16 protein-coding genes and 3 pseudogenes are annotated in these 20516 nt (G+C 67.3%); 14 read left to right on the top strand and 5 right to left on the bottom strand.

Features of this window, described 5'->3' with window-relative positions; all coding sequences use genetic code 11:
* Window positions 1–243: 243 nt before the first annotated feature.
* Window positions 244–678: pseudogene (locus ACIBVL_RS42850) on the top strand (transposase family protein); the annotation flags it as partial.
* A gap of 391 nt (window positions 679–1069) precedes the next feature.
* Here ACIBVL_RS42850 and ACIBVL_RS42845 read toward each other — a convergent pair.
* Window positions 1070–1366, bottom strand: coding sequence for a barstar family protein (locus ACIBVL_RS42845; RefSeq protein ID WP_399106657.1), 297 nt, complete (start codon window positions 1364–1366; stop codon window positions 1070–1072).
* A complete protein-coding gene (locus ACIBVL_RS42840) occupies window positions 1366–1581 on the bottom strand; it encodes a ribonuclease domain-containing protein (protein ID WP_399106670.1) in 216 nt (71 codons plus the stop codon). The genes ACIBVL_RS42845 and ACIBVL_RS42840 overlap by 1 nt, the downstream gene beginning before the upstream one ends.
* 248 nt (window positions 1582–1829) lie before the next feature.
* Between ACIBVL_RS42840 and ACIBVL_RS42835 the strand changes: the two are divergent.
* From ACIBVL_RS42835 to ACIBVL_RS42820, 4 genes and pseudogenes are all read left to right on the top strand, one after another.
* Window positions 1830–1970: pseudogene (locus tag ACIBVL_RS42835) on the top strand (transposase); the annotation flags it as partial.
* A gap of 124 nt (window positions 1971–2094) precedes the next feature.
* Window positions 2095–3360: an IS256 family transposase gene (locus tag ACIBVL_RS42830; RefSeq protein ID WP_399106655.1), complete on the top strand. Its 1266-nt coding sequence runs from the start codon at window positions 2095–2097 to the stop codon at window positions 3358–3360.
* 21 nt (window positions 3361–3381) lie between these two features.
* Window positions 3382–3900 carry an NUDIX domain-containing protein gene (locus ACIBVL_RS42825; RefSeq protein ID WP_399106653.1) on the top strand — a complete coding sequence of 173 codons (519 nt, stop codon included), beginning with the start codon at window positions 3382–3384 and terminating at the stop codon, window positions 3898–3900.
* A gap of 71 nt (window positions 3901–3971) precedes the next feature.
* A pseudogene (locus ACIBVL_RS42820) lies at window positions 3972–4280 on the top strand (transposase); the annotation flags it as partial.
* A 365-nt stretch (window positions 4281–4645) separates the two neighbouring features.
* On the opposite strand, the gene ACIBVL_RS42815 reads toward ACIBVL_RS42820, so the two are convergent.
* A complete protein-coding gene (locus ACIBVL_RS42815) occupies window positions 4646–5104 on the bottom strand; it encodes a DUF2690 domain-containing protein (RefSeq protein WP_399106651.1) in 459 nt (152 codons plus the stop codon).
* Between the two features lie 1758 nt (window positions 5105–6862).
* Between ACIBVL_RS42815 and ACIBVL_RS42810 the strand changes: the two genes are divergently transcribed.
* From ACIBVL_RS42810 to ACIBVL_RS42800, 3 genes are all read left to right on the top strand, one after another.
* Window positions 6863–7420, top strand: a complete 558-nt coding sequence (locus ACIBVL_RS42810) for a GNAT family N-acetyltransferase (RefSeq protein ID WP_399106649.1) — start codon at window positions 6863–6865, stop codon at window positions 7418–7420.
* A gap of 823 nt (window positions 7421–8243) precedes the next feature.
* On the top strand, window positions 8244–9092 hold the full coding sequence (locus tag ACIBVL_RS42805) for a hypothetical protein (RefSeq protein ID WP_399106647.1): 849 nt from the start codon (window positions 8244–8246) through the stop codon (window positions 9090–9092).
* The gene (locus tag ACIBVL_RS42800; protein ID WP_399106645.1) at window positions 9083–9316 is read left to right on the top strand and encodes a hypothetical protein; all 234 of its coding nucleotides are present in this window, start codon (window positions 9083–9085) and stop codon (window positions 9314–9316) included. Before ACIBVL_RS42805 ends, ACIBVL_RS42800 begins: the two co-directional genes overlap by 10 nt.
* A gap of 215 nt (window positions 9317–9531) precedes the next feature.
* Here the strand turns inward: ACIBVL_RS42800 and ACIBVL_RS42795 are convergent, their stop codons facing one another.
* Window positions 9532–10032 carry a flavin reductase family protein gene (locus ACIBVL_RS42795; protein WP_399106643.1) on the bottom strand — a complete coding sequence of 167 codons (501 nt, stop codon included), beginning with the start codon at window positions 10030–10032 and terminating at the stop codon, window positions 9532–9534.
* Window positions 10029–10514, bottom strand: coding sequence for an NADPH-dependent FMN reductase (locus ACIBVL_RS42790; RefSeq protein WP_399106641.1), 486 nt, complete (start codon window positions 10512–10514; stop codon window positions 10029–10031). Before ACIBVL_RS42790 ends, ACIBVL_RS42795 begins: the two co-directional genes overlap by 4 nt.
* A gap of 243 nt (window positions 10515–10757) precedes the next feature.
* Between ACIBVL_RS42790 and ACIBVL_RS42785 the strand changes: the two genes are divergently transcribed.
* From ACIBVL_RS42785 to ACIBVL_RS42760, 6 genes are all read left to right on the top strand, one after another.
* Entirely contained in the window at window positions 10758–12083 is a 1326-nt protein-coding gene (locus tag ACIBVL_RS42785; protein WP_399106639.1) for an NtaA/DmoA family FMN-dependent monooxygenase, read from the top strand.
* Window positions 12084–12156: 73 nt separating this feature from the next.
* Window positions 12157–13359: an MFS transporter gene (locus tag ACIBVL_RS42780; RefSeq protein WP_399106637.1), complete on the top strand. Its 1203-nt coding sequence runs from the start codon at window positions 12157–12159 to the stop codon at window positions 13357–13359.
* Window positions 13356–14648, top strand: coding sequence for an MFS transporter (locus tag ACIBVL_RS42775; protein WP_399106635.1), 1293 nt, complete (start codon window positions 13356–13358; stop codon window positions 14646–14648). Before ACIBVL_RS42780 ends, ACIBVL_RS42775 begins: the two co-directional genes overlap by 4 nt.
* A gap of 291 nt (window positions 14649–14939) precedes the next feature.
* Window positions 14940–16568, top strand: coding sequence for an ABC transporter substrate-binding protein (locus tag ACIBVL_RS42770; protein ID WP_399106633.1), 1629 nt, complete (start codon window positions 14940–14942; stop codon window positions 16566–16568).
* A gap of 339 nt (window positions 16569–16907) precedes the next feature.
* The gene (locus ACIBVL_RS42765; protein WP_399106631.1) at window positions 16908–18890 is read left to right on the top strand and encodes a dipeptide ABC transporter ATP-binding protein; all 1983 of its coding nucleotides are present in this window, start codon (window positions 16908–16910) and stop codon (window positions 18888–18890) included.
* 201 nt (window positions 18891–19091) lie between these two features.
* The gene (locus ACIBVL_RS42760) at window positions 19092–20399 is read left to right on the top strand and encodes an NtaA/DmoA family FMN-dependent monooxygenase (protein WP_399106629.1); all 1308 of its coding nucleotides are present in this window, start codon (window positions 19092–19094) and stop codon (window positions 20397–20399) included.
* Window positions 20400–20516: the final 117 nt, after the last annotated feature.

Here is a 20516-nt window from a genome sequence, read left to right as displayed (position 1 = left end):
GAGCGCCGCCAGGGGTCGCGGTCCGCGTTCTCGTTGTCCCGACAGTGCATGACGACCGGCCACTGGTCGGGGTCGTCGGATGCTGTGGTGTCCCAGTAGAGGGTATCGGCGGTACGGGTGGCGCCGAAGGGAAGGACGCCGGGGGCGTCACGCCGAGTGTGCTGGACCCGTGCCCCATGGTCGAACCAACCGCGGTTGACGTGTGGCATGTCCAGAGCCAGGCGCCTCCACCAGAGGCTTCGCATGCTTGTCCACCCGTCGGGCGTCGACGTGTCCAGTTCTGCCCTCCGCCTCCTGTCCACCCGTCTGCGGCAGCACCGCCGCGCGATCGGTTCCTACCGGCGGCGTCTGAGCGCTGGCCGGCAGGCCCTGCCCACGCTCGCCCACCTGAGGGTGGGACACACGTATGCCCAGCTCGCGGCCGGGTCCGGTGTCGGGATCACGACCGCCTACCGGTATGTCTCCGAGGCTGTCGAACTTCTGGCCGCCCTCGCGCCCGCCCTGACCGACGCGCTACGGGCCGTCGACGAAGGCGTTCGTGATCCTGGGCGGCACGCTCCTGCCGATCGACCGTATTGCCGCGGACCGGCCTTTCTGCTCTGGAAACACAAGAAGCATGGCATGAACGTGCACGCTCCGCCGGTCAATATCTCTGCGATTTCCCCGGCGCAGACCGGGCCGTGGCCAGGCATCCCTCGCCCAGGGTGACGGCAGCCGGGGCAGCGACCACAGTCGGCGCCACGGCCGAGACGGCGCCCAGGGCAACCTTCTGCCGGGTGGCGAGCTTTTCTGCGTCCGGAATGTCGTCGGCGTTGGGCTCGCAGTGCGGGTTCGTGCCCATGACCCAGCAGGCGTTGCAGTGCCCGTTGTCCTTCAAACCCTAGTTGACCAGCAACTTCTTGTCCCTACGGGCAGAACCACCCGACCTCAGCCGTGGAACCTGACCACCCGACACCACAGTTGGGCCACCCGCCTACACACCTGCAGAAACCTCCGCCCCGAACGAGCCGAAAGGGTCCGTCAGCAGGCTGACGGACCCTCATGCAAGATCGAGGGGCTGGCGCTGCCCCTATTCGAATCTCACAGTGAATCGATCCTCCCATCCGAAATCTTCGTCCTGCGCTTGAACCCGCAGTAGAAGATCCCGTAGATCGTCGAACGCGCATACCCCCATAGCGTCTCTGCTGGTTTCCGAGTTCCGCCAGATGAGATAGACGGGTCTTTCGACGTCTGCGGAGAGCCGATCCCACAGGGCGGCCAAATTCGGCCGGTAGTAGGGGCCGAAGTCCAACTCTTCCGCTAGTATCTTGTGGAATTCTTCAGGCGAATCAATCTCCGCTCCATTAATTTCGACGATAATGGCCATCACTTCCAATTGGGTATCTCACAGAAGGACTCGTAATGGTCGCCCGTAACGTAGGCGAGTCCATTGCTCGAGTAGCAGGCGCGTCCCGGCTGCTTCGACCGCTTCATGCCAGAGTTGATGCCGATGTCAGCTTCATACCACGTCCACCCACTCGCCGATGGGAGTTTTCCATCGGAGTTCTGGAAGACATCGCTGCCAAGGTGGGCCGCCGGTATCTTATTACCTAAAGGTTGTCCTACCTTGAAGGCGCGGGTCTGATCTGGTCATTCGTAGGATCGGAGGGCCGGGGGGCTCCGGGTATGGCTGTAAGGGCTGAGCCGTTGGATGGCTTACGGGACTTGGCCGCTTGGAGCTCCGCGACGACTCGACCGCTGATGGGGAGACGCGACTCGACCGCTGCTGTAGGACAACGCCGGCGGGGTCGTCTGCGGGATCGATTTACGACGCGCTGGCGGAGGGGAATGTGCCCGAGATCTGGGCCGGGGTGGGCATCGGTAAAACGCATCACCACGCCGTGGTGATCAACGCGGAGGGCGAGCGGCTGCTGTCGCGCCGGATCCAGAACGACGAGACTGAGCTGCTCGCACTGCTCGGCGACGTGCTGGAGCAATGCTCGAAACCTGTGGAACGGCCTCGGGTTGGCACGCGAAGGGCGTACCTTCCCGAGTGATCGATTGATGGTCACCGAGTAGACCGGCGTTCGCAGCGCCGGCCGGGAAGGCACGCCCGTGCTCAGCGTAGTCAACGAAGACGGCTCCACGCCGAACGGTTCCCTGATCGACGAGATCGTCCGCGAGGCCGCACGGCGGATGCTGGCCGCCGCGCTGGAAGCCGAAGTCAACACCTACATAGCCGAGTTGGCCGACCAGCACGACGACAACGGCCGACGCCTGGTGGTCCGCAACGGCTACCACCAGCCACGTAAGGTCACCACCGCTGCCGGGACGATCGAGGTCAAAGCCCCGCGCGTCAATGCCAAGCGAATCGACGAGGCCACGGGTGAGCGCAAGCGGTTCTCCTCGGCGATCCTGCCGCCCTGGGCACGGAAGTCTCCGAAGGTCAGCGAGGTCCTGCCGCTGCTCTACCTCCACGGCCTGTCCTCCGGCGACTTCGTGCCCGCACTCGAGCAGTTCCTCGGCTCCTCGGCGGGCCTGTCCCCGGCCACGGTCACCCGCCTGACCGCGCAGTGGCAGGCCGACCACACCGCCTTCAACGAGCGCGACCTTTCGGCCAGCGACTACGTCTACGTCTGGGCCGACGGCATCCATCTGAAGATCCGCCTGGAGCAGGCCAAGGCCGCGGTACTGGTGCTGATGGGCGTGCGCGCGGACGGCACCAAGGAACTCATCGCCATGGCCGACGGCTACCGCGAATCGTCCGAGTCCTGGGCGAACCTGCTGCGCGATGCTGCACGGCGCGGAATGCGCGCCCCCGTCCTCGCGGTGGGCGACGGCGCCCTCGGGTTCTGGAACGCGGTCAACGAGGTGTTCCCCTCAACTCGCCATCAAAGGTGCTGGGTTCACAAGACCGCGAACGTGTTGGACAGTCTTCCGAAGTCGGCCCAGCCTGCGGCGAAGAAGGCCCTCCAGGACATTCACAACGCCGAGGACCGCGAGCACGCGGCCCAGGCCATCACGGCGTTCGCCAAGCAGTACGGTGCGAAGTTCCCCAAGGCCGTCAAGAAGATCACCGCAGACGAGGACGAGCTGCTGGCGTTCTACGACTTCCCCGCCGAGCACTGGATCCACCTGCGCACCACGAACCCGATCGAGTCCACTTTCGCGACCGTCCGCCTGCGGACCAAGGTCACCAAAGGCGCCGGCTCCCGCGCGGCAGCCCTCGCGATGGTGTTCAAGCTCGTCGAGTCCGCCCAGACCCGCTGGCGGGCCGTGAATGCACCCCACCTCGTCGCCCTGGTCCGTGCCGGAGCCCGCTTCGAACGAGGCCACCTCGTCGAACGCCCCGACGAGGACCTCGTCCCCACAGCCGCTTGAGTCGATCGCTGGAACGGAACCATGAACGACATTGCTGGGAATGGCGCCTACTTCACCGCATACATCAACGGTCAGGAATGCCGCGTTGCGTGGTATCCACCTTCTGACCCGCCGCCGGGTACGCCGCACGGCGCGGAGGCGGTGTGCGTCGCCGATGATCGGATCGTCGTGGTCAGCCCAGATGGACAGCGGTGGGGCCTGCCCGGCGGTCGCCCCGAGCGGCGTGAGCAGTGGGTCGACACGATGCGCCGCGAGGTCAGTGAGGAAGCCTGCGCCGAGGTGATGGACTGCCGACTCCTCGGGTTCAGCCGGGGCGTCTGTGTGCGAGGCCCGGAGGAAGGGCTGGTGCTGGTCCGGTCGATGTGGCGAGCAGAGGTGCGTCTGGCTCCGTGGGACCCCCGATTCGAGATGGCCCACCGCCGTCTTCTGCCGGCGGAGGAGGCGTTCCAGTCCCTGGCCATCCCCGACGGCCTCGGCCCCTTCTATCGCCGACTGTTCGCCGAAGCTGCCATCTCCCGCCCCAACATCCACGACCTCTGACCACCAGATCACTCATGCGACAAACGCACCGAAAGATCTTGATCCACAGATCTTGACTATTCCTCGACGTGCTGGCGATATCCGACGACGTGCTGTGGGCCGTCGACCTCAACCATGGCGGCGCCGCCCTGCTGATGGGCCTGCTCACTGCCCACGATCAGTCTGTCGCCTATCCCACCGGCCTGGCAGTGCACCGAGCCTCGGCCACCTACCGGGGCGGGGGAAAGACCGACGCGAATGATGCCTTCGTCATCGCCGACCAGGCTCGCATCCGCCGCGACTTGGGGCTGCTCAGGCCCGGTGACGAGATCGCCGTCGGCCTGTGCACTCTGACCAGCCGGCGCCTGGACCTCGTCTTCGACCGCACCCGCCAGAACGAAACAGCCCGCATGGCGCTCGCCCTCACCGATCCCCAACTCGCCGCTGTGGCCCGCATCTCACTCGAAGCCTCCGGCGCGCCGCGCACCACCGTGGAAGACGCAGTCACCCGCATCGGCGCATGGCTGGACGTCCCGGGCCAGGCAACTACGCCTCCCCACCCAACAAACATGTCGGCCGCCGCACCATAGGGCGCCGTCTGGAACAACCAGCCGGAGGTTGCGGGACAACCTTCAGTGAGATGAGCTGCTTCACCGTTCCGATCGCAGCATGATCCGCCGGACACGCCTTTGACGAAACTTGTTCGCGGCCCGCTCAGCCTCAGGCGCGATCCACCGAGCCTGGCGAGTGCTTTACGAGCCCACGCTCAGTAACTCCCAGTCATGGCATAGCCAGTGTCGCCGGTGTCAGAGTCGTCTGCCTGACCCCAGGCATACGAAGTCACACCGGCGTCGTTAACCATCGCGGTGTAACAGGTGAATCCGTTTACGGCGTCACTCCAATCCGTGTTGTCACAGAAGTAGTACTTGCCGTCGGAGTTGCGATACACGTTGGCTTCCCCTGCGCCCGCGAGGTAGTACGCAACGACGCGGCCCCAGGCGGTCCGGCAACTGGTGCTGTACCGGAGATCGATCCTCCCGACCAACTTGCTGCCCACGTAGATGTTCTTGGTCCGCGCCGTAATGGCGCTGTTGGCACACCCTGACGTCACCGGGCTCTGCCCGTCGTAGGCCGCGGCCGACGCCCCGGTCGCGGGCAGGATGGCGAGGCCGCTGCCCAGTGTGAGGGCGGCAGCAGTCAAGGCGATGCGCTTGCGAGTGATCATGAAGGCTCCTTCCGGCCGCGGGTCGGGTCCCAGGTTGGGCCCTACGAGCAGCCCGCGCGGCGTTCGGCTGCCCTCGAGGAGCGCGCCGATGAGCCTTCACGGTAGGAGCGTGCCCGCGGCTGACGCGTCCCGCAGCAGGTGGAACCCTGGCTCAACCGCACGCCGTATCCGCGAGGGTTGTACAACTCCCGTGGCACGGCAGAAGATCCTTGCGCTTTCCAGCGCCCATATCAGGACTCGGACGGGCACCACACAGGCAGCAGCGCGGGGAGCGGCGGCAGCGGATGTGGCACTGCTTGCGCGGGCTGCTCGGTCTGGTCGGCCGGAATAACAGCCAGCAGCTTGCTGAGCACACTGGCCATGCCCCTCGACTGCACCGCGTCACGGAGCGACTCCAGATCAGGCGGGCCCCAGTTTCACACCCCCACGGCCCGTGGTGGCGTACATCCCAGGTCCGGCCATCGAGCAGACGGCCGCCGGTCTTTGGGGTCAGCTCACCGACCTGCTTGAAGAACCAGTCCAACCTCGCCAATCCCTCAACCGGACTCTGGGCGCGAGGCGGTCGGCGGAATCGTCTGTGCGGCGGCGGGCGGGATCCCATTGGACCTGACGTGGGTGGGCGAGGGCGGCCCGGAGCTCCTGGACCTGAGGGCCGGGAGCCGGGTGTGGTCGGGCCCGGACTCGCGGCAGAAGACACTCGAAGGTGCACCGTGGGCATCGCTGCTCAACGACCCGCTGCCGCGCGCTACGCACCCGCATCTGCCGCACCTGCTGACCCTCAGGACGTGAACGTCGTGCTGGAAATCCGGACCTGTGACAGGCGCGCGTACTCGAAATTCCTGGTAGAGGAGCTACAGACGGCCGTCTGAGGGGTCCTCCCCTGAGGACCCCCCCACTACTGTCGGCGCAAACGAGCCGAGGACGTCACCCGCTCGCCCTCGCGACAAGGGCGGGGGTGCCGAGGGCCGGCTGGCGGTTGGCGATGCGGCCGCCCCGACGGGGGATGGGGGAGCGGCCGCCGGCTCAGAGGCGAGTACCCATCGCAATCCGGTCGTCACCGGCCAGCCGCAGCATGGCCTGAGTGTCGTCACAGTGTGGCCTGCGTCGGGAGTCGGTACCCGCCAGAGCCGAGCTCAGCGGCGAGCAGGATGGGATCGGTCAGCAGGCCCGGCCCGTCCGGCCGCGACATCCAGAACCGCCCACACGCGTGCAAGCCCATAGGAGGGCAGTGCGGGGGCGTACCGGAGCCATGGACCTGGACCACGCGGACATCGACCACTGCGGGACCAGCCACCAGGCAGAGTCCAGGGACGGGTCGGCGAGGACCGGGCCACGTCTGTCCTTGCGGATGCGGGTGAGGAGATGCATCGCGCGCCCCGTCGTCCTGGCCGGATGAGACTTCCCCGCACCGCGCGGGACAGCACACTCCGGGCATGATTCAGCACCACCCTTCTATGCCGTGTGCCGCCATACTCTGCGACGTCGACGGCGTCCTGCGGCACTGGCCCGCTGACACCGAGATCGAACATGCTCACGGACTACCCGCCGGCGTACTCGCGTCAAGTTGGTGGAGTCCGCCCAGCAGCGGTGGCAAGCCGTGAACGCACCCCACCTCGTCGCACGGTCCGTGCCGGGGCCAGCTTCGAGCGGGGTGTCCTGGTCGAGCGGTCCGCGGCCCGCGCGGCATGAACCCCACCGACTGCCGTCGGCCGGAAAACCGGTGGCAGGGCCCGGCCGGCCCGTGGTGAAGATCGCGGCATGTCCAACTTCCTGGAGACCGACCGACTCGTCCTGCGTGCGTTCACGACGGCCGACACCGACCACCTGCTCGCCCTGGACAACGACCCCGAGGTCATGCGCTTCATCAACGGAAGCCGCCCCACCAACCGTGAGGTGATCGAGACGCGGGTCCTGCCGCGGCTCCTGCACGACTACCCGTGCTGGGGGACCCGCGGCTACTGGGCCGCGCAGGAGAAGACCACCGGCACCTTCCTGGGCTGGTTCGAGTTCCGGCCGCTGGAGGAGCACAGCCCCGCCGTGGTCGAACTCGGCTACCGGTTGAACCACGCGGCATGGGGACGCGGCTACGCCACCGAAGGCTCCCGGGCCCTGATCCACAAGGGGTTCACTGACCTGGACGTCGAGCGGGTTACAGCGAACACGATGGCCGTCAACACCCGGTCCCGCCGCGTCCTGGAGAAGTCGGGCCTGTCCTTCATCCGGAACTTCACCCGGGACTGGCCGGAGGCGATCGGGGGCTCCGAGCACGGCGAAGTCGAGTACGAACTCACCCGGACCGAGTGGGAACAGCGGTAGACGACAACGACCCAGTTCCACAAACGTACAGGCTGTTGCGGGTGTACGCGCCCACGCAAGAGCTGTACGACTTGAGGAATGTGCCACACGGCACTACGCCTGCGGAAATCGCGCAGGCCGTGCTGGCTGAGGCGGGGATGGTGCCGTCGCCGCGCCGCAGGCTCGTTATCTCTTTACAAGAGGAGGTCGGATGCAGCTTCCGAAGGCTTAACTACGCCACTCCGCTAAAAGAGCAGGGAGTACTCGATGGCGCGTCACTTAGCGTTTACCCCGAAGCGACGTCAGGGGGCTTGTCGGTAGAGCTTGCGCTCGGAGCGATGGCGGGGAGCATGCTCATCCCGTTTGTGCAGGCCATCAGTAGCAAGGCGGGCGAGGAAGCCTACGCTGCGGTACGTCGGTTGTTAGGATGGCGCGCCGGACGCCAAGTCGAGTTCCCGCGGAAGCCATGCGCCCGGAAGGCCCGCTAGCGAGAGGCATCGATCCCCCCGACGGACAGGCGGACGGTTCCACAGGCACGTGGCAGGTGGTCACCTGGGATCCCAACACTGGCGGGTGGATGGTGGAGCGCCTCGATGTTCCTCCGGTGGACACCGTTTACGTCCGGCGCAGTTGGCTGCGGCGCCAAGGCCGCTCCGACACCCCCAGGTGATCAGCGGGTTGGCACGCGTGATCTGCGACCGCGACAATCAGCGTCTTCCCAGCAGCTGTCCCTCGAAGGGATCCGCACCCTTCCTCGATCGCCGGTGGCCGGTGCGCTGGCTGTTGGAGCATTCGGGTCGAAGGGCTTCGGAGCTGAAGGCCGCGGTGATGGAACGGCATCCATTTGACCGATCAGGCCCTGCATCAGACAGCGCTTCTCGCCTCCGCTCTCCTGATCGACGCGGATTCGGCTCCGCGCCGGCCGCACGACATCATCGCCCCGCGCGGTGGCCGCACCACCCGCCGTACTGCGCGCAAGGGTTCAAAGGCCCGCGCGAAATGGCTCATCGCCTCGGTTCAACACGACGCCGACCACGTCATTGCGGACGCGTTCGACCAGGCAGAAGCCCGTGATCCGCAGCACCGCCGGTGCTGGGTGGTCCTCGTCGACGGCGCCGAACACCGGCTCGAGCTGATTCACGGGGAGGCCGCCCGACGAGGTGTCATCATCCATGTCGCCCTCGACATCGTCCACGTGATCGAGAAGTTATGGGTGGCTTCGCGGTGTTTCCACACCGCAACCGATCCCGCCGCCGAGACCTGGGTGGGCACCAAAGCCGCCCGGATCCTGGCCGGCGACACCCTCGGCGCCGTCACCGGCATCCGCGCCCAAGCCGACCGGCAGGCCCTGTCCGCAGATCAACGGGCCGCAGCGGACAGGGCCTGCCGCTACCTGCGGAACAACGCCGCCTGTCTCCACTACGACAAGGCCCTCGCGGCCGGCTGGCCGATCGCCAGCGGCATCGTCGAAGGAGCAGCACGCCATCTGGTGGCCGACCGCCTCGATATCACCGGCAGCCGGTGGAGCGTGGCTGGAGCCGAAGCCGTACTGACCCTGCGGCCCCTCATCAGCAACGGCGACTTTCCGCAGTACTGGACCTTCCACACTCGCGGAGAACGTGAACGCCTCTACCCCGGCCCAACCAGCACAGCTACGAACTCCTGGCCTGAGCATCAAGACCGGTGCTGCTGACCGCCATCGACCTCCTCAGCGCCCGCTACCCCGGGATCGACGCGCACGTCGACGCGGCCATCCGCGAGCGGCAGCGGGCCAAGCCGTTCAGCGAGTCGGTCGCCGCCGTGCTGGCCGATTGGCCGGCGGAGCAGCCTCCCGGCTCACCGCCGAACTCGCGGAGGGGGGACCGGAGTTGCCGTCCGAACGTGGTCGGCGCGCTGCGGACGGATCCGGACGCATGAGCGCTACGGATGACGAACTGCCCGATCTGTGGGAGCCCTTAAGATCAACCTGGCGCAACATGACGCCTTGTTCTGGCAGGTTCGACGCGTGGATCAAGTGTGGTCAGCGGTTGACCACGTACGAAACGGCGGCATTCCCTACCAGGGGATGCCGCCGACCGTATGCGCACAACCGCCGCACCGCCAACCTGCAGTTCGGATCGGCGGCCCCGCTTTCACGCGCTCGATGCGAGCTCGTGGAAGCTGCTGCGGTGGAAGACCATCGGGGGGACGTCGGGGTACATGTCGAGAGCCTCGATTTTCAGCAGCACGATCGCGTGATCGCCCGCCTCGACGACCTCGTAGATCGAGCACTCCAGCCACAGCGTGGCGCCGTGCACGAAAACCGCCCCACTGTCGGTGGCGACCCAGTCAACGGTGTCGAAGCGTCGACCGTTCTTCGATGCGAGCGAACGCGCCACTGCACCGTGCTCGCCGGCCAGCACGCTCAGCCCCAGGCGGCTTGCCCCGGCCAGCCGCGGCCAGGTCGAAGAGGTGTTCGCCACGCAGACGGACACCAGGGCCGGGTCCATCGAGACGGAGGTGAACGAGCTGGCGGCCATCCCCTCCGGGGCGCCGTCCACCATCCCGCAGAACGCGGTCACTCCACTGGGGAAGCAGCCGAACGCCTGCCGAAGCAGGACGTCGTCGAACCGGCTGTCGGATGCGCGGATCACGGCGTCACCGCCGGGACGAACTTCCTGGCCGACTCGAGCCAGATGGCCAGCTCCGGCGCGGTCGCGTACTCAGAGTCGACCAGGTACAGGCTCGGCGCGGGACAGCTGGCTCCGATCTCGACCAGTACCGGACGCAGGGTCAGTTCGGGCGCGAGCGCGTGCTGAAGGCCGGCCCCCAGCATGACGGGGAACGTCGGGATCCCGCCGAGCTCGCCTTGCCCGAACTGGTCGAGAAACAGCTTGAGCAGACCCGTGTACGTGGCCTTGAACGTCGGTGACGCCACCACGAGCGAGTCGGCACCCAGCACCGTGGCCTTGGCTTCGGCCACCTTGGGGTCACCCCATCCGAGCAGTCCGGCCCCGAGATCGACCACATCGACCACTGCGGTTGGCGCTCTCCCGCTGAGCTCGTGAGCGATCAGCTCCGCGGCGGCCCTGGTACGCGACATCGGCTTGGGATTACCGACCACGACGACCGTCATATGAGTCCTCCATAGCATCAGACGAATGCTGACCCCGTCAGTGAAGGAGCGGCGGATTTCCCGGTCAGGTGCGCGCAGTAAACCTTCCATTGCGCCGCTGCCGCCCCGTCGACAGGACCGCAGAGTGGCGCAATCGCCGCGGAACGGTCGTGAACTGCCGGTGACACGCCGCCTGGCTAGCTTCCAGTAGCAAGATCGGCGGCCCCGGAGGCCGTCGTCGCACGCAGTGAGCGGGAGGCCGGGTTGCAAGCCGACAAGTTCCACCTGGGTTGGTTCATGAACGGCTACTGCGTGCACGGCTGGCGGGACCAGTGGATCGGCACGCACAAGTCCGAGGGGATGCTCCCGGACTTCTACGTCGACATGGCGCGCTCCCTGGAACGCGCGTGCTTCGACTACTTCATCCTCGAGGACTCCTCGTTCGTGCCCGACGCCTGGCAGGGCAAGCACGACTTCTACCTGGAGAACGCGTACGCGGTCCCCAAGTTCGACCCGTCGGTCCTGGCCTCGATCCTCACCCAGAACACCTCGCGCCTGGGGATCGTCGCGACGCTGGCGATCACGGAGTACCCGCCGTACCTGCTCGCACGGCTCGTCTCGACGATGGACCATGTCTCCCGGGGCCGGGCAGGTTGGAACATGGTCACCGCGAGCTCGGACCGTGCGGCACAGAACTACGGCCATGACGCCCAGCCGGATCACGACGTCCGCTACGACATGGCCGAGGAGTTCACCGAGCTGGTCGTCAGGCTCTGGGAGTCCTGGGAGCCGGGCTCCATGGTGGTCGACCAGGACGGGGTCTTCGCCGACCCGGCCAAGGTCCACCCGGTGGACTTCCAGGGGAAGTTCTACAAGTCGCGGGGACCCATCAACTCGGCCCGCTCCCCGCAGGGAAGGTCGGTCATCGTCCAGGCGGGCGGATCGCCCAAGGGCCGTGCCTTCGCGTCGAAGTACGCAGACTCGATCATCGCCTCGGCGGCCACGGTCGAGCAGATGAAGGAGTACCGCGACGACGTCCGGGCCCGTGCCGAGGCACACGGTCGCGACCCGGACTCCCTCAAGGTGCTTTTCCTGGTGTCGCCGGTCCTGGGCGAGACCCATCAGGCGGCCGTGGACCGTCGCCGGCAGGCCCAGGAGGAGGCGGCAGCCGACCCGGTGACGCGTCTTGCCGGGATGGGCTATGCGACGGACATCGATTTCTCCGTTTTCGACCTGGACACCCTGGTCAAGGACCTGGCGTCCCAGCTGGTGACCAACGGCCACCAGAGTTCGCTGCAGCAGTTCGTCGCCCACAACGGGGACCGCACTCTGCGCGAGGTCGCCGCGCAGTCGTCCACCAGCGCGGGGCAGCGCGTCGAGCTGCTGGGAACGCCCTCCGAGGTCGCCGACCAGATGGGTGATGTCATGGCCACGGTGGGCGGTGACGGCTTCCTGCTCACCCAGGACGTCCTCACGCGGCGCTCCATCAGCGAGGTCTGTGACGGGCTCGTACCCGAGCTCCAGAAGCGCGGGCTGACACGGACCTCTTACACCTACGAGATGTTCCGCGACAACCTGCTCGAGTTCTGAGGTGGCCTCACCGTCCTGCGGGGTGCCCCGATCCCCGGTCGAGCGCGCGGAAATCCAACGGAAGAGCTTGCGGGTGCTCACCCTGGGACAGGTGGTGGGTGCCGGTGCACTCGGCGCGGCCGTCACCATCGGCGGCTTCGTGGTCGAGGGCATCGTCGGCGCTGCCACACCGTGGGTGGGGCTGTCGACCGCGGCTGTCACCGCGGGCTCAGGAGTGATGGCGCAGGTGCTCGCCCGGGTCATGGCGCGACGCGGACGGCGGGTCGGCATGCAGCTGGGTTACGGACTCGCCGCCTCGGGAGGTCTGGTCGCCTCTGCTGGCGTGCAGATCTCGTCCCTCGTGGTCTTCCTGTCCGGCCTCCTGCTGTACGGCGCGGGCTCTGCCACCAACCTGCTCGCCCGGTACGCGGCGACCGACCTGGCCGAGCCGGACCAGCGAAGCAGGGCGATGGGCCGGATCCTGTTCGCCGCCACCTTCGGAGCGATCTTCGGCCCGACTCTCGTCGGACCGGCCGAGGCGCTCGGCCAATCAGTGTTCGGGCTCGGGAAGTACGCCGGCCCCTGGCTCCTGAGCTCGTTCTTCTTCGTCTGCGCGATGGTCAATGTGGGCGTACGGCTACGCCCCGACCCCTTGGCGGTCTGGGCAGAGGGCAACGTCGCGATCGTCGCCGCCCGGCAGGTCCGCGTCACCGACTCACTGCGGGTGATCGCCACCGTGTCCGCGGCCCGGCTGGCGCTGCTCACCATGGTTGTCGCCCAAGCGGTGATGGTCGGCGTGATGGCCATGTCACCGATCGAGATGAAGACGCACCACCACGAAATGATCATCCCCTTCGTGGTCTCCGCCCACATGGCCGGCATGTTCGCCTTCAGCCCGCTCGTCGGTCGCTTCGCGGACCGGTACGGACGGCTGGTGACGATGCGGAACGGCGCACTCGTGCTCGCCCTCGCCGGCTGCACCGGGACGGTGGCGGACAACGTCACCTTGATGTTCGTCTCGATGTTCACCGTGGGGCTCGGCTGGGCGCTCGTGTTCATCGGCGCCTCGACGCTTCTGGTGGACACCGTCACCTCCGGTGATCGGGTGCAGGTCCAGGGCGCCGTGGACTTCGTCACAGCCGTGTCCGGCGGATGTGCCGGGGTCCTGTGCGGGTTCCTGCTCAGCTGGGTCGGGTTCCCCGCGCTCGCCCTGGGCTCCGCGGGGCTGAGCCTGCTGATCCTGATCGGGGTATCCGGTCAGCGGCGACGGGAACAGGCGGCGGTGGAGGCCGGATGACCACGGACGAAGCACGATCCACTCCGCGCCAGGCCGGCCCCGCGCCGTCGAACTCGTTGCGGGCGCTGTTCCAGGTCCCCGGCTACCGCTACCTCTGTGTCAGCTCCGTCGTCTGGCACACCACGCGGTGGGGGGGCCTGTTCACCACGAGTTACCTGCTGACCCAGATGTCCGGTTCACCCATCCTCAACCAGCTTGTCGGCGCGCTCGTCTTCGCGCCGATGCTCGTCGGTGGCTTCGTGGCCGGGGTGATCAGCGACCGGCTGGACCGGCGCAAGCTCGTCCGTTGCGTTCAACTGGTACTGATCCCTGTGCAGTTCGCGATGTTCGGTCTCGTCCAGTCCGGACGGGTCGAGATCTGGATGACCCTCCCCTTCATGTTCGCGCTGGGCATCGGAGGCCTGGTGAACATGACCGCACAGCGTCCCCTCATCTACGAGACCGTCGGTCCGCGTTTCGCCGGGCAGGCGATGACGATCGAGGCCACCGCGCAGGCGGGTTCGGCCATGTTCGGCACGCTCGCCGGTGGAGCGCTCATCGACCACGTCGGCATGGGGGCGGGGTTCGCCGGGATGGGCTTGCTGCTCTGTATCTCGGCTTCCTTGCTGTGGTTGGTCCCCCGTCCTCGCCACGCCACCACGCGCGCCCCCGCCGCGCGCGTGTCGATCGCCGCGCAGGCGGCCGCCAGCATCGGGTTCGCCCGGCGCAGCAGGCGCCTGATGGCCACCCTGGGCGTGACCGTGGCCATGAACCTGTTCATGTTCGGCTACATCCCGCTGGTACCTCTCGTGGCCGGTGAGTTCTCCCACGACGCCGTGCTCGCCGGCGCCCTCGGCGCCGCTTCGGGCTGCGGTCAGATCCTGTGCGGAACCGTCCTGAGCGCCCGGCCCTTGCACCGGCGCGGGCTGGTCTTCGCGGTCGGCTCGGTGATCGCCCTGCTCGGCTTGTTCTGCTTTTCCATCGCACCCGTGTTTGAGCTCGCGTTCCTCGCACTGTTCGTGGCCGGATTGGGCCAGGCCGCGTTCGCGTCCATGCAGAGTCTGCTCGCGATCGAGTCGGCACACGCCACCGAACGCGGCGTCGCTCTCGGGGTGCTGAGCACCGCGATCGGCGCGATGCCGATCGGGATGGTGGTGATCGGAGCCGGTGCCGAGCTGCTCGGCACCCGGAACGCCCTGATGCTGTCGTCCCTGGTCGGGATGGCCGCGGTACTGACGGTCGTGCTGCGCCTGCGCGACCTGCTGTCCGCCGCTCCGGAGACCGCCCTCCGACCCGTTTCGGGGGCCTGAACACACCTCCGGCCGCAGTGGCTGCCCGTCGGCACACACGGGGTACACGAGCCCCGTGGTGACGTCCGCGGCCTTGGCTTTTCCGGGCGCCCTCCTCGCATCGGCGACTTCGTTACAAATCCCTTATGTGTGGCGAACGAGGCGCAATAGTAAAGCCACGGTGATGACGCTGCGGTGTCACACAGCGCGGCTTTGATCTGGTCAACCAGCGTGGAGACGAGCCGAACGCCTCCACTCCTTCCTCACAGCACTGTCCCAGTGGCTTTGTGAGATCCGCTGTTGGAGGCGTCCTTGCCCACCGAGATCGAAGCCCAGCGCAGGCCGGAGCCGCGCACCCAGCTGAGCCGTCGCAGCCTGCTCAAAGCAGCCGGCATCACACTCGGCAGCGTCAGCCTGCTGAGCCTGCTCGAGGCGTGTGGCGAGGGGGCCACCGAGGAGGACGGCGCCGGCAACCTCACCCTGCGCATGCCGTTCCTGCAGGACATGCAGGTCCCCGACCCGGACATCATGTACGAGGGCGAGGGCGTCCAGGTCATGCAGGCGTGCTACGACGGCCTCGTCACCTACAAGTCCGGTACCGCCGAGATAGTCCCGCAGCTGGCGGACTCCTGGACGGTGTCCAAGGACCAGCTGACCTACACCTTCACGCTGAAGCCGGACGTCAAGTTCCACGACGGGACACCCGCCGATGCCGAGGCGTGGGTGAAGAGCTTCAACCGCCGGGCCGGGGTCAAGCAGGGACCGGCCTACATGGTGGCGGGGATCGAGAAGGCCGAGGCGAAGGACGCGACCACCCTCGTCGTCAAGCTCAAGGAGCCCAACAACGCCTTTCTCCACTACGCGGCCTGCCCGTGGAAGATGCTGGTGACCAGCCCGACGGCGGTCGCCAAGCACGAGGTGGGCGGCGACCTCGCACAGAAGTGGCTCAAGACCCACGACGCGGGCACCGGCCCCTACGTCATGAAGGAGTTCGTGCCGGGAAGCCACTACGTCCTGGAAAGATTCGACGGCTACTGGGGCAAGCAGCCTTACTTCAAGTCGATCCGCATCCAGATCACCCCCGAGATCGCGACCCAGAAACTCCAGTTGGACCAGGGTGCGTTCACCCTGGTCAGCCACGGGTTCGCCATCGCGGACGTGCTCGACTACCGGAAGAACAAGAAGTTCTCGGTCACCACGACCACCGGCGCATCGATGATGGCGCTCTACATGAACCCTGACGCCGGCATGTTCAAGGACAAGTCCCTGCGACAGGCGATGATGACCGCCATCGACCGCGCCGCGGCCGTCGCGACGTCCTTCAAGGGGCTCACCACGGTCCAGCACAACTTCTGGCCGGAGGACATGTTCCCCGAGGGGCTCGCGCCCTTCGACCCGAAGGTCGACCTCGGCGGACTGACCGAGAAGATCGCCTCGTTGTCGAACAAGAAGGTGGACTTCGCCTGGGTGTCGTCCAACGGCGCACCAGCCCAGCAGATGGCCGAGCTGATCCAGACCCAGCTCGCCCCCACCGGACTGGAGATCAGCATCCGGGCGATGCCGTCGGCGGAATGGTTCGACCTGTGCAACCAGCCGGCAGACAAGCGGCCCGACTTGCTCCTGGCGACGATGGGAGGCGACGCGCTCCACCTGGACACCGCGCTGCGGATCTTCCTGCGCACCGGCGCGAAGCCCCTGAACGCGTTCCAGTACGGCAATGCCGAGGTGGACAAGCTCATGGACGAGGCGATCACCAAGGGCACCGAGGACAAGACCAACGAGGTCTATCTGCGGATCACCAAAATCATCGCAGACGAGGCCTTGTGGGTCCCGCTGTGCCGTATCCCGCAGAACTTCGTCACCCATTCCGACATCGGCGGTGTCGAGCTCGATTCGTACCTCCCCTACATCTTCGACTCCGCGAAGATCAAACGGGTCTGACCCGATGGCGGCGTGCTCGCCGGCGACGGGCGCTCGGAGGGTGCGATCCGAACAGGGACGGTGCCCGCCCGAGACTGTCGCGCATCTGCCAGAAGGTACCGGACCCGGGCTCGGACACGTCGCACGCGCCGCGGCGGCAGGGCCTCGGGTCTGGTGGTCCGGCCGCCCGAGAAGCGGGCCCACGCCCGAGGAGACCGAGCGGACCCTGCTCGACGACGAGCTGCGGATCCCGTTCCGCCCCGACCCGACGACCTTGTCCCGCACAAGTAGCTGGGGGCTGGAGCAGAGCTCCCAGCCCGCCTACGTCCGCACGCCAACAAGCTGAGGAGGGCACGAATCATGACCAGCACCAGCACTCCCGGGAACAGCGCCGCCGTACTCGCCGAACCACCGACCACGTCCCGCGCTCGGGTGGAGGACCTCACGGTCACCTTCAAGCGACGAGGACTGCCCGTCCACTCCCTTCGAGGCGTCACCCTCGACATCCACCCCGGCGAGATCCTCGCCGTCGTCGGTGAGTCCGGCTCTGGCAAGAGCGTGATGACTCTGGCCCTGCTCGGGCTGCTCGCCGGCGACCCCATGCCCGTGATCACCGGAAAGGCCGAGGTGTGCGGCGTCGACATGGTGTCGGCGTCGGAAGGGGAGCGGCGCCGCATACGCAAGCTGCACCTCGGTGCGGTGTTCCAGGACCCCATGACCTCGCTCAACCCCACGATGCGCATCGGTCGCCAGGTGGTGGAGGCGGCCGGGTCGGAGGAAGAGGCGCTGCGGCTGCTGGACCTCGTGGGCGTCCCGGATCCCCAACGGCGGATGAAAGCGTTCCCCCACGAGCTCTCCGGCGGGCTCCGTCAGCGCGTGATGATCGCCATGGCGGTCGCCGGCAAGCCTGACCTGGTGATAGCCGACGAGCCCACCACGGCACTCGACGTGACGGTGCAGGCTCAGGTCCTCGCGCTCATCCGCGACCTCTGCGACAAGCTCGGCACATCCTTCGTCCTGGTGACTCACGACATCGGCGTGGCCTCCCAGGTAGCCGACCGGATCGCGGTCATGTACGGCGGCCGGGTGGCCGAGATCGGGAAGACGGACGAGGTCCTTCGAGCACCGTCACACCCTTACACGGTGGGCCTGCTGAATGCCCGGCTGGATCTCGGTCTGCCGACGGGCCGGCAGATCCCGGCGCTCGCGGGTGAACCGCCGGACCCCCGGGCCCATCCGAGTGGCTGCGCCTTCGCGCCCCGGTGCTCGGCGGCGATCCTTGACTGCGCCGAAACGCTGCCGGTGCCGACCCCGGCGTCCACGCACTCCGGTGTAGCGGCCTGCATCGTGCCCGGAGCGACGACGCAAGAGGCGGTACGCGCCGCCTCACCGTCGTTCCGACCCATGGCCGAGGTCGACGACGGCGCTCCCGCTCTGCGGATCAACGGCGTCAACAAGCAGTTCACGGTCAGGCGCGGGATGCTGCAGAAGGACCAGCTGCACGCGCTGCGCAACGTGATCCTCGACATCGCAGCCGGTGAGTCGGTGGCCGTTGTGGGCGAGTCCGGCTCGGGGAAGTCGACGCTGCTCCGTGTCGTCGCCGGGCTGATGGAGCCCGACGGCGGGACCGTCGAGCGGCTCGGCGGCCAGCCCCAAATGGTGTTCCAGGACGCCGGTGCCTCGCTCACGCCCTGGTTGACCGTCGGCGAGATCGTGGGTGAGCGGCTGCTCAAGGAGAAGGGCAGGGCGGACCGCCGGGAGCTGGTCGACCGGGCACTGCTTCAGGTGGGGCTTCCCCCGGACGTGGCCGGCATCAAGGCGGGCATGCTGTCGGGAGGTCAGCGCCAGCGGGTCGCGTTCGCCAGGGCCGTCATCGTCCCTCCGAAGCTGCTGCTGTGCGACGAGCCCACCTCCGCTCTGGACGCGTCCCTGGCCGCGTCCGTGCTCAACCTGCTGCAGGATCTGCGGCGCGAGCTCGGAATGGCCGTCATGTTCGTCACCCATGATCTGGCCGCCGCGCGCTTCATCTCCGACCGCACCGCCGTGATGTACCTCGGACAGATCGTCGAGCTGGGGCCGACCGAGGAGGTCATCACCTCGCCCAAGCATCCGTACACCAAAGCCTTGCTCGCCGCGATTCCCACCCCTGGGGCAGCACCCGTGCGCCTGCCGGGCGAGCCGGCGAGCCCGCTCTCAGTGCCGTCGGGTTGCTCGTTCCACCCGCGTTGCCGCGAACGGATAGACCGATGCTCCACCGAGGCGCCGTTCCTCTACTCCATCAGCGGCACCGGTGGCCGGGAGGCCTCGTGTCATCTCTCCAGGCTCCCCGCGAAGGAGGGGTGACTGGGCGTGGATCACCCCGTCGACCAGGGGTGATCCACGGACACGGCGGCGCAATGCGAGTGCTATGGCGGCGCATTCGTCGTGACACCGACGGGGGATGTCATGGGGTCAGCAAGAACCGAGGCACGCGAGGGCGGTGCCGAGCAGCCCGGCGATCTCGTTCGCGGCAGCGGTGGCAGCAGGAGAGGCAGGCAGACGCACATGACGAAGTTCCACCTGGGTTGGTTCATGAACTTCACGCCGCCGGACTGGCAGTCCGAGTGGGCTTCACCGGACGTGAAGAACTGGGCCAACGGCAGGTTCCATGTCGACATGGCCCAGTCGATGGAGCGGGCCTGCTTCGACTTCATGATGATCGAGGACACGGTCATGGTTGCCGACGCCTACGGCGGCACCATGGAAGGCTCCCTCAAGAACGCCGTCTTCGCGCCCAAGCAGGACCCGGTGCCGCTGGCCGTGATGGTCGCCGCCAACACCTCCAGGATGGGTGTGGTGGCGACGATGTCGACGTCGTTCTACCCGCCGTATCTGCTGGCCCGGGCCTGCTCCACGGTCGACTCGATCGCAGAGGGCCGTTTCGGCTGGAACATCGTCTCCTCCGCCGAGGACCGCGCCGCCCAGAACTTCGGTCTCGAAGGGCTGCCCGAACACGACGAGCGGTACAACGTCGCGGAAGAATACTTTGATGTCGTCAACCAACTCTGGGATTCGTGGGAGCCCGACGCGGTCGTCATGGACCGCGAGACGAACACCTTCGCGGACTACCGCAAGGTCCGCACCATCGACTTCGACGGTAAGTACTTCAAGTCCCGCGGTCCTCTCAACACCGTCCCCTCGCCCCAGCACCGCCCCGCCTTCTTCCAGGCGGGAGCCTCTCCCCGGGGCCGTGCGTTCGCCGCGGGCGCCGCCGACGCGATCATCGCGGTCGGCACCGGCATCGCGGGCATGAAGGAGTACCGCGACGACATCCGCGCCCGCGCCGAAGCAGCCGGCCGCAACCCCGACGACATCAAACTCCTCTTCGTCGTCTCGCCCACCATCGCCGCCACCGAAGCCGAAGCGATCGCCGCTCACGAACGCTTCGGCCAGTCGGACCTGTTCGTGGAGAAGGCACTCGTGGGCATCTCGTCCAACACCGAGATCGACTTCAAGCAGTTCGACCTGGACGAGCCGCTCCCCGAGGGCCTGACCACCAACGGCGAACGCGGATCCCTCGAACACTTCATGCGCGGCGACGGCACCCCCGGCCCCAAGACCCTGCGTCAGCTCGCGATCGCCGCAAGCTCCTTCGGCCTGGAGTTCATCGGCACTCCCGAACAGGTCGCCGACCAGATGCAAGTCGTCATGGAGCAGGTCGGCGGCGACGGCTTCCTCATCCACCGCAGGGGCCTGACTCGCAAGTACATCTCCGACATCTGCGACGGCCTCGTCCCCGAGCTCCAGCGACGGGGGCTGACCCGCACCGAGTACACCGGGTCCACCCTGCGCGAGACGCTCGGCGAGTTCTGAAAGGCAGACACATGACGCAGATGTTCCACCTGGGTTGGTTCATGAACTTCACGCCGCCGGACTGGCAGTCCGAGTGGGCTTCACCGGACGTGAAGAACTGGGCCAACGGCAGGTTCC

The organism is Streptomyces sp. NPDC049687 (assembly GCF_044465285.1).
Lineage (GTDB): Bacteria > Actinomycetota > Actinomycetes > Streptomycetales > Streptomycetaceae > Streptomyces.
Note: the sequence above shows the minus strand (reverse complement) of the source record. Positions and strands in the feature narration are given on the sequence as shown.

What these genes read in the sequence shown, in the direction of transcription:
- ACIBVL_RS42790 (WP_399106641.1), bottom strand. Translation starts at nt 10,514, where the DNA reads ATGACGGTCGTCGTGGTCGGTAATCCCAAGCCGATGTCGCGTACCAGG.
- ACIBVL_RS42775 (WP_399106635.1), top strand. Translation starts at nt 13,356, where the DNA reads ATGACCACGGACGAAGCACGATCCACTCCGCGCCAGGCCGGCCCCGCG.
- ACIBVL_RS42760 (WP_399106629.1), top strand. Translation starts at nt 19,092, where the DNA reads ATGACGAAGTTCCACCTGGGTTGGTTCATGAACTTCACGCCGCCGGAC.
- ACIBVL_RS42845 (WP_399106657.1), bottom strand. Translation starts at nt 1,366, where the DNA reads ATGGCCATTATCGTCGAAATTAATGGAGCGGAGATTGATTCGCCTGAA.
- ACIBVL_RS42825 (WP_399106653.1), top strand. Translation starts at nt 3,382, where the DNA reads ATGAACGACATTGCTGGGAATGGCGCCTACTTCACCGCATACATCAAC.
- ACIBVL_RS42765 (WP_399106631.1), top strand. Translation starts at nt 16,908, where the DNA reads ATGACCAGCACCAGCACTCCCGGGAACAGCGCCGCCGTACTCGCCGAA.
- ACIBVL_RS42810 (WP_399106649.1), top strand. Translation starts at nt 6,863, where the DNA reads ATGTCCAACTTCCTGGAGACCGACCGACTCGTCCTGCGTGCGTTCACG.
- ACIBVL_RS42815 (WP_399106651.1), bottom strand. Translation starts at nt 5,104, where the DNA reads ATGATCACTCGCAAGCGCATCGCCTTGACTGCTGCCGCCCTCACACTG.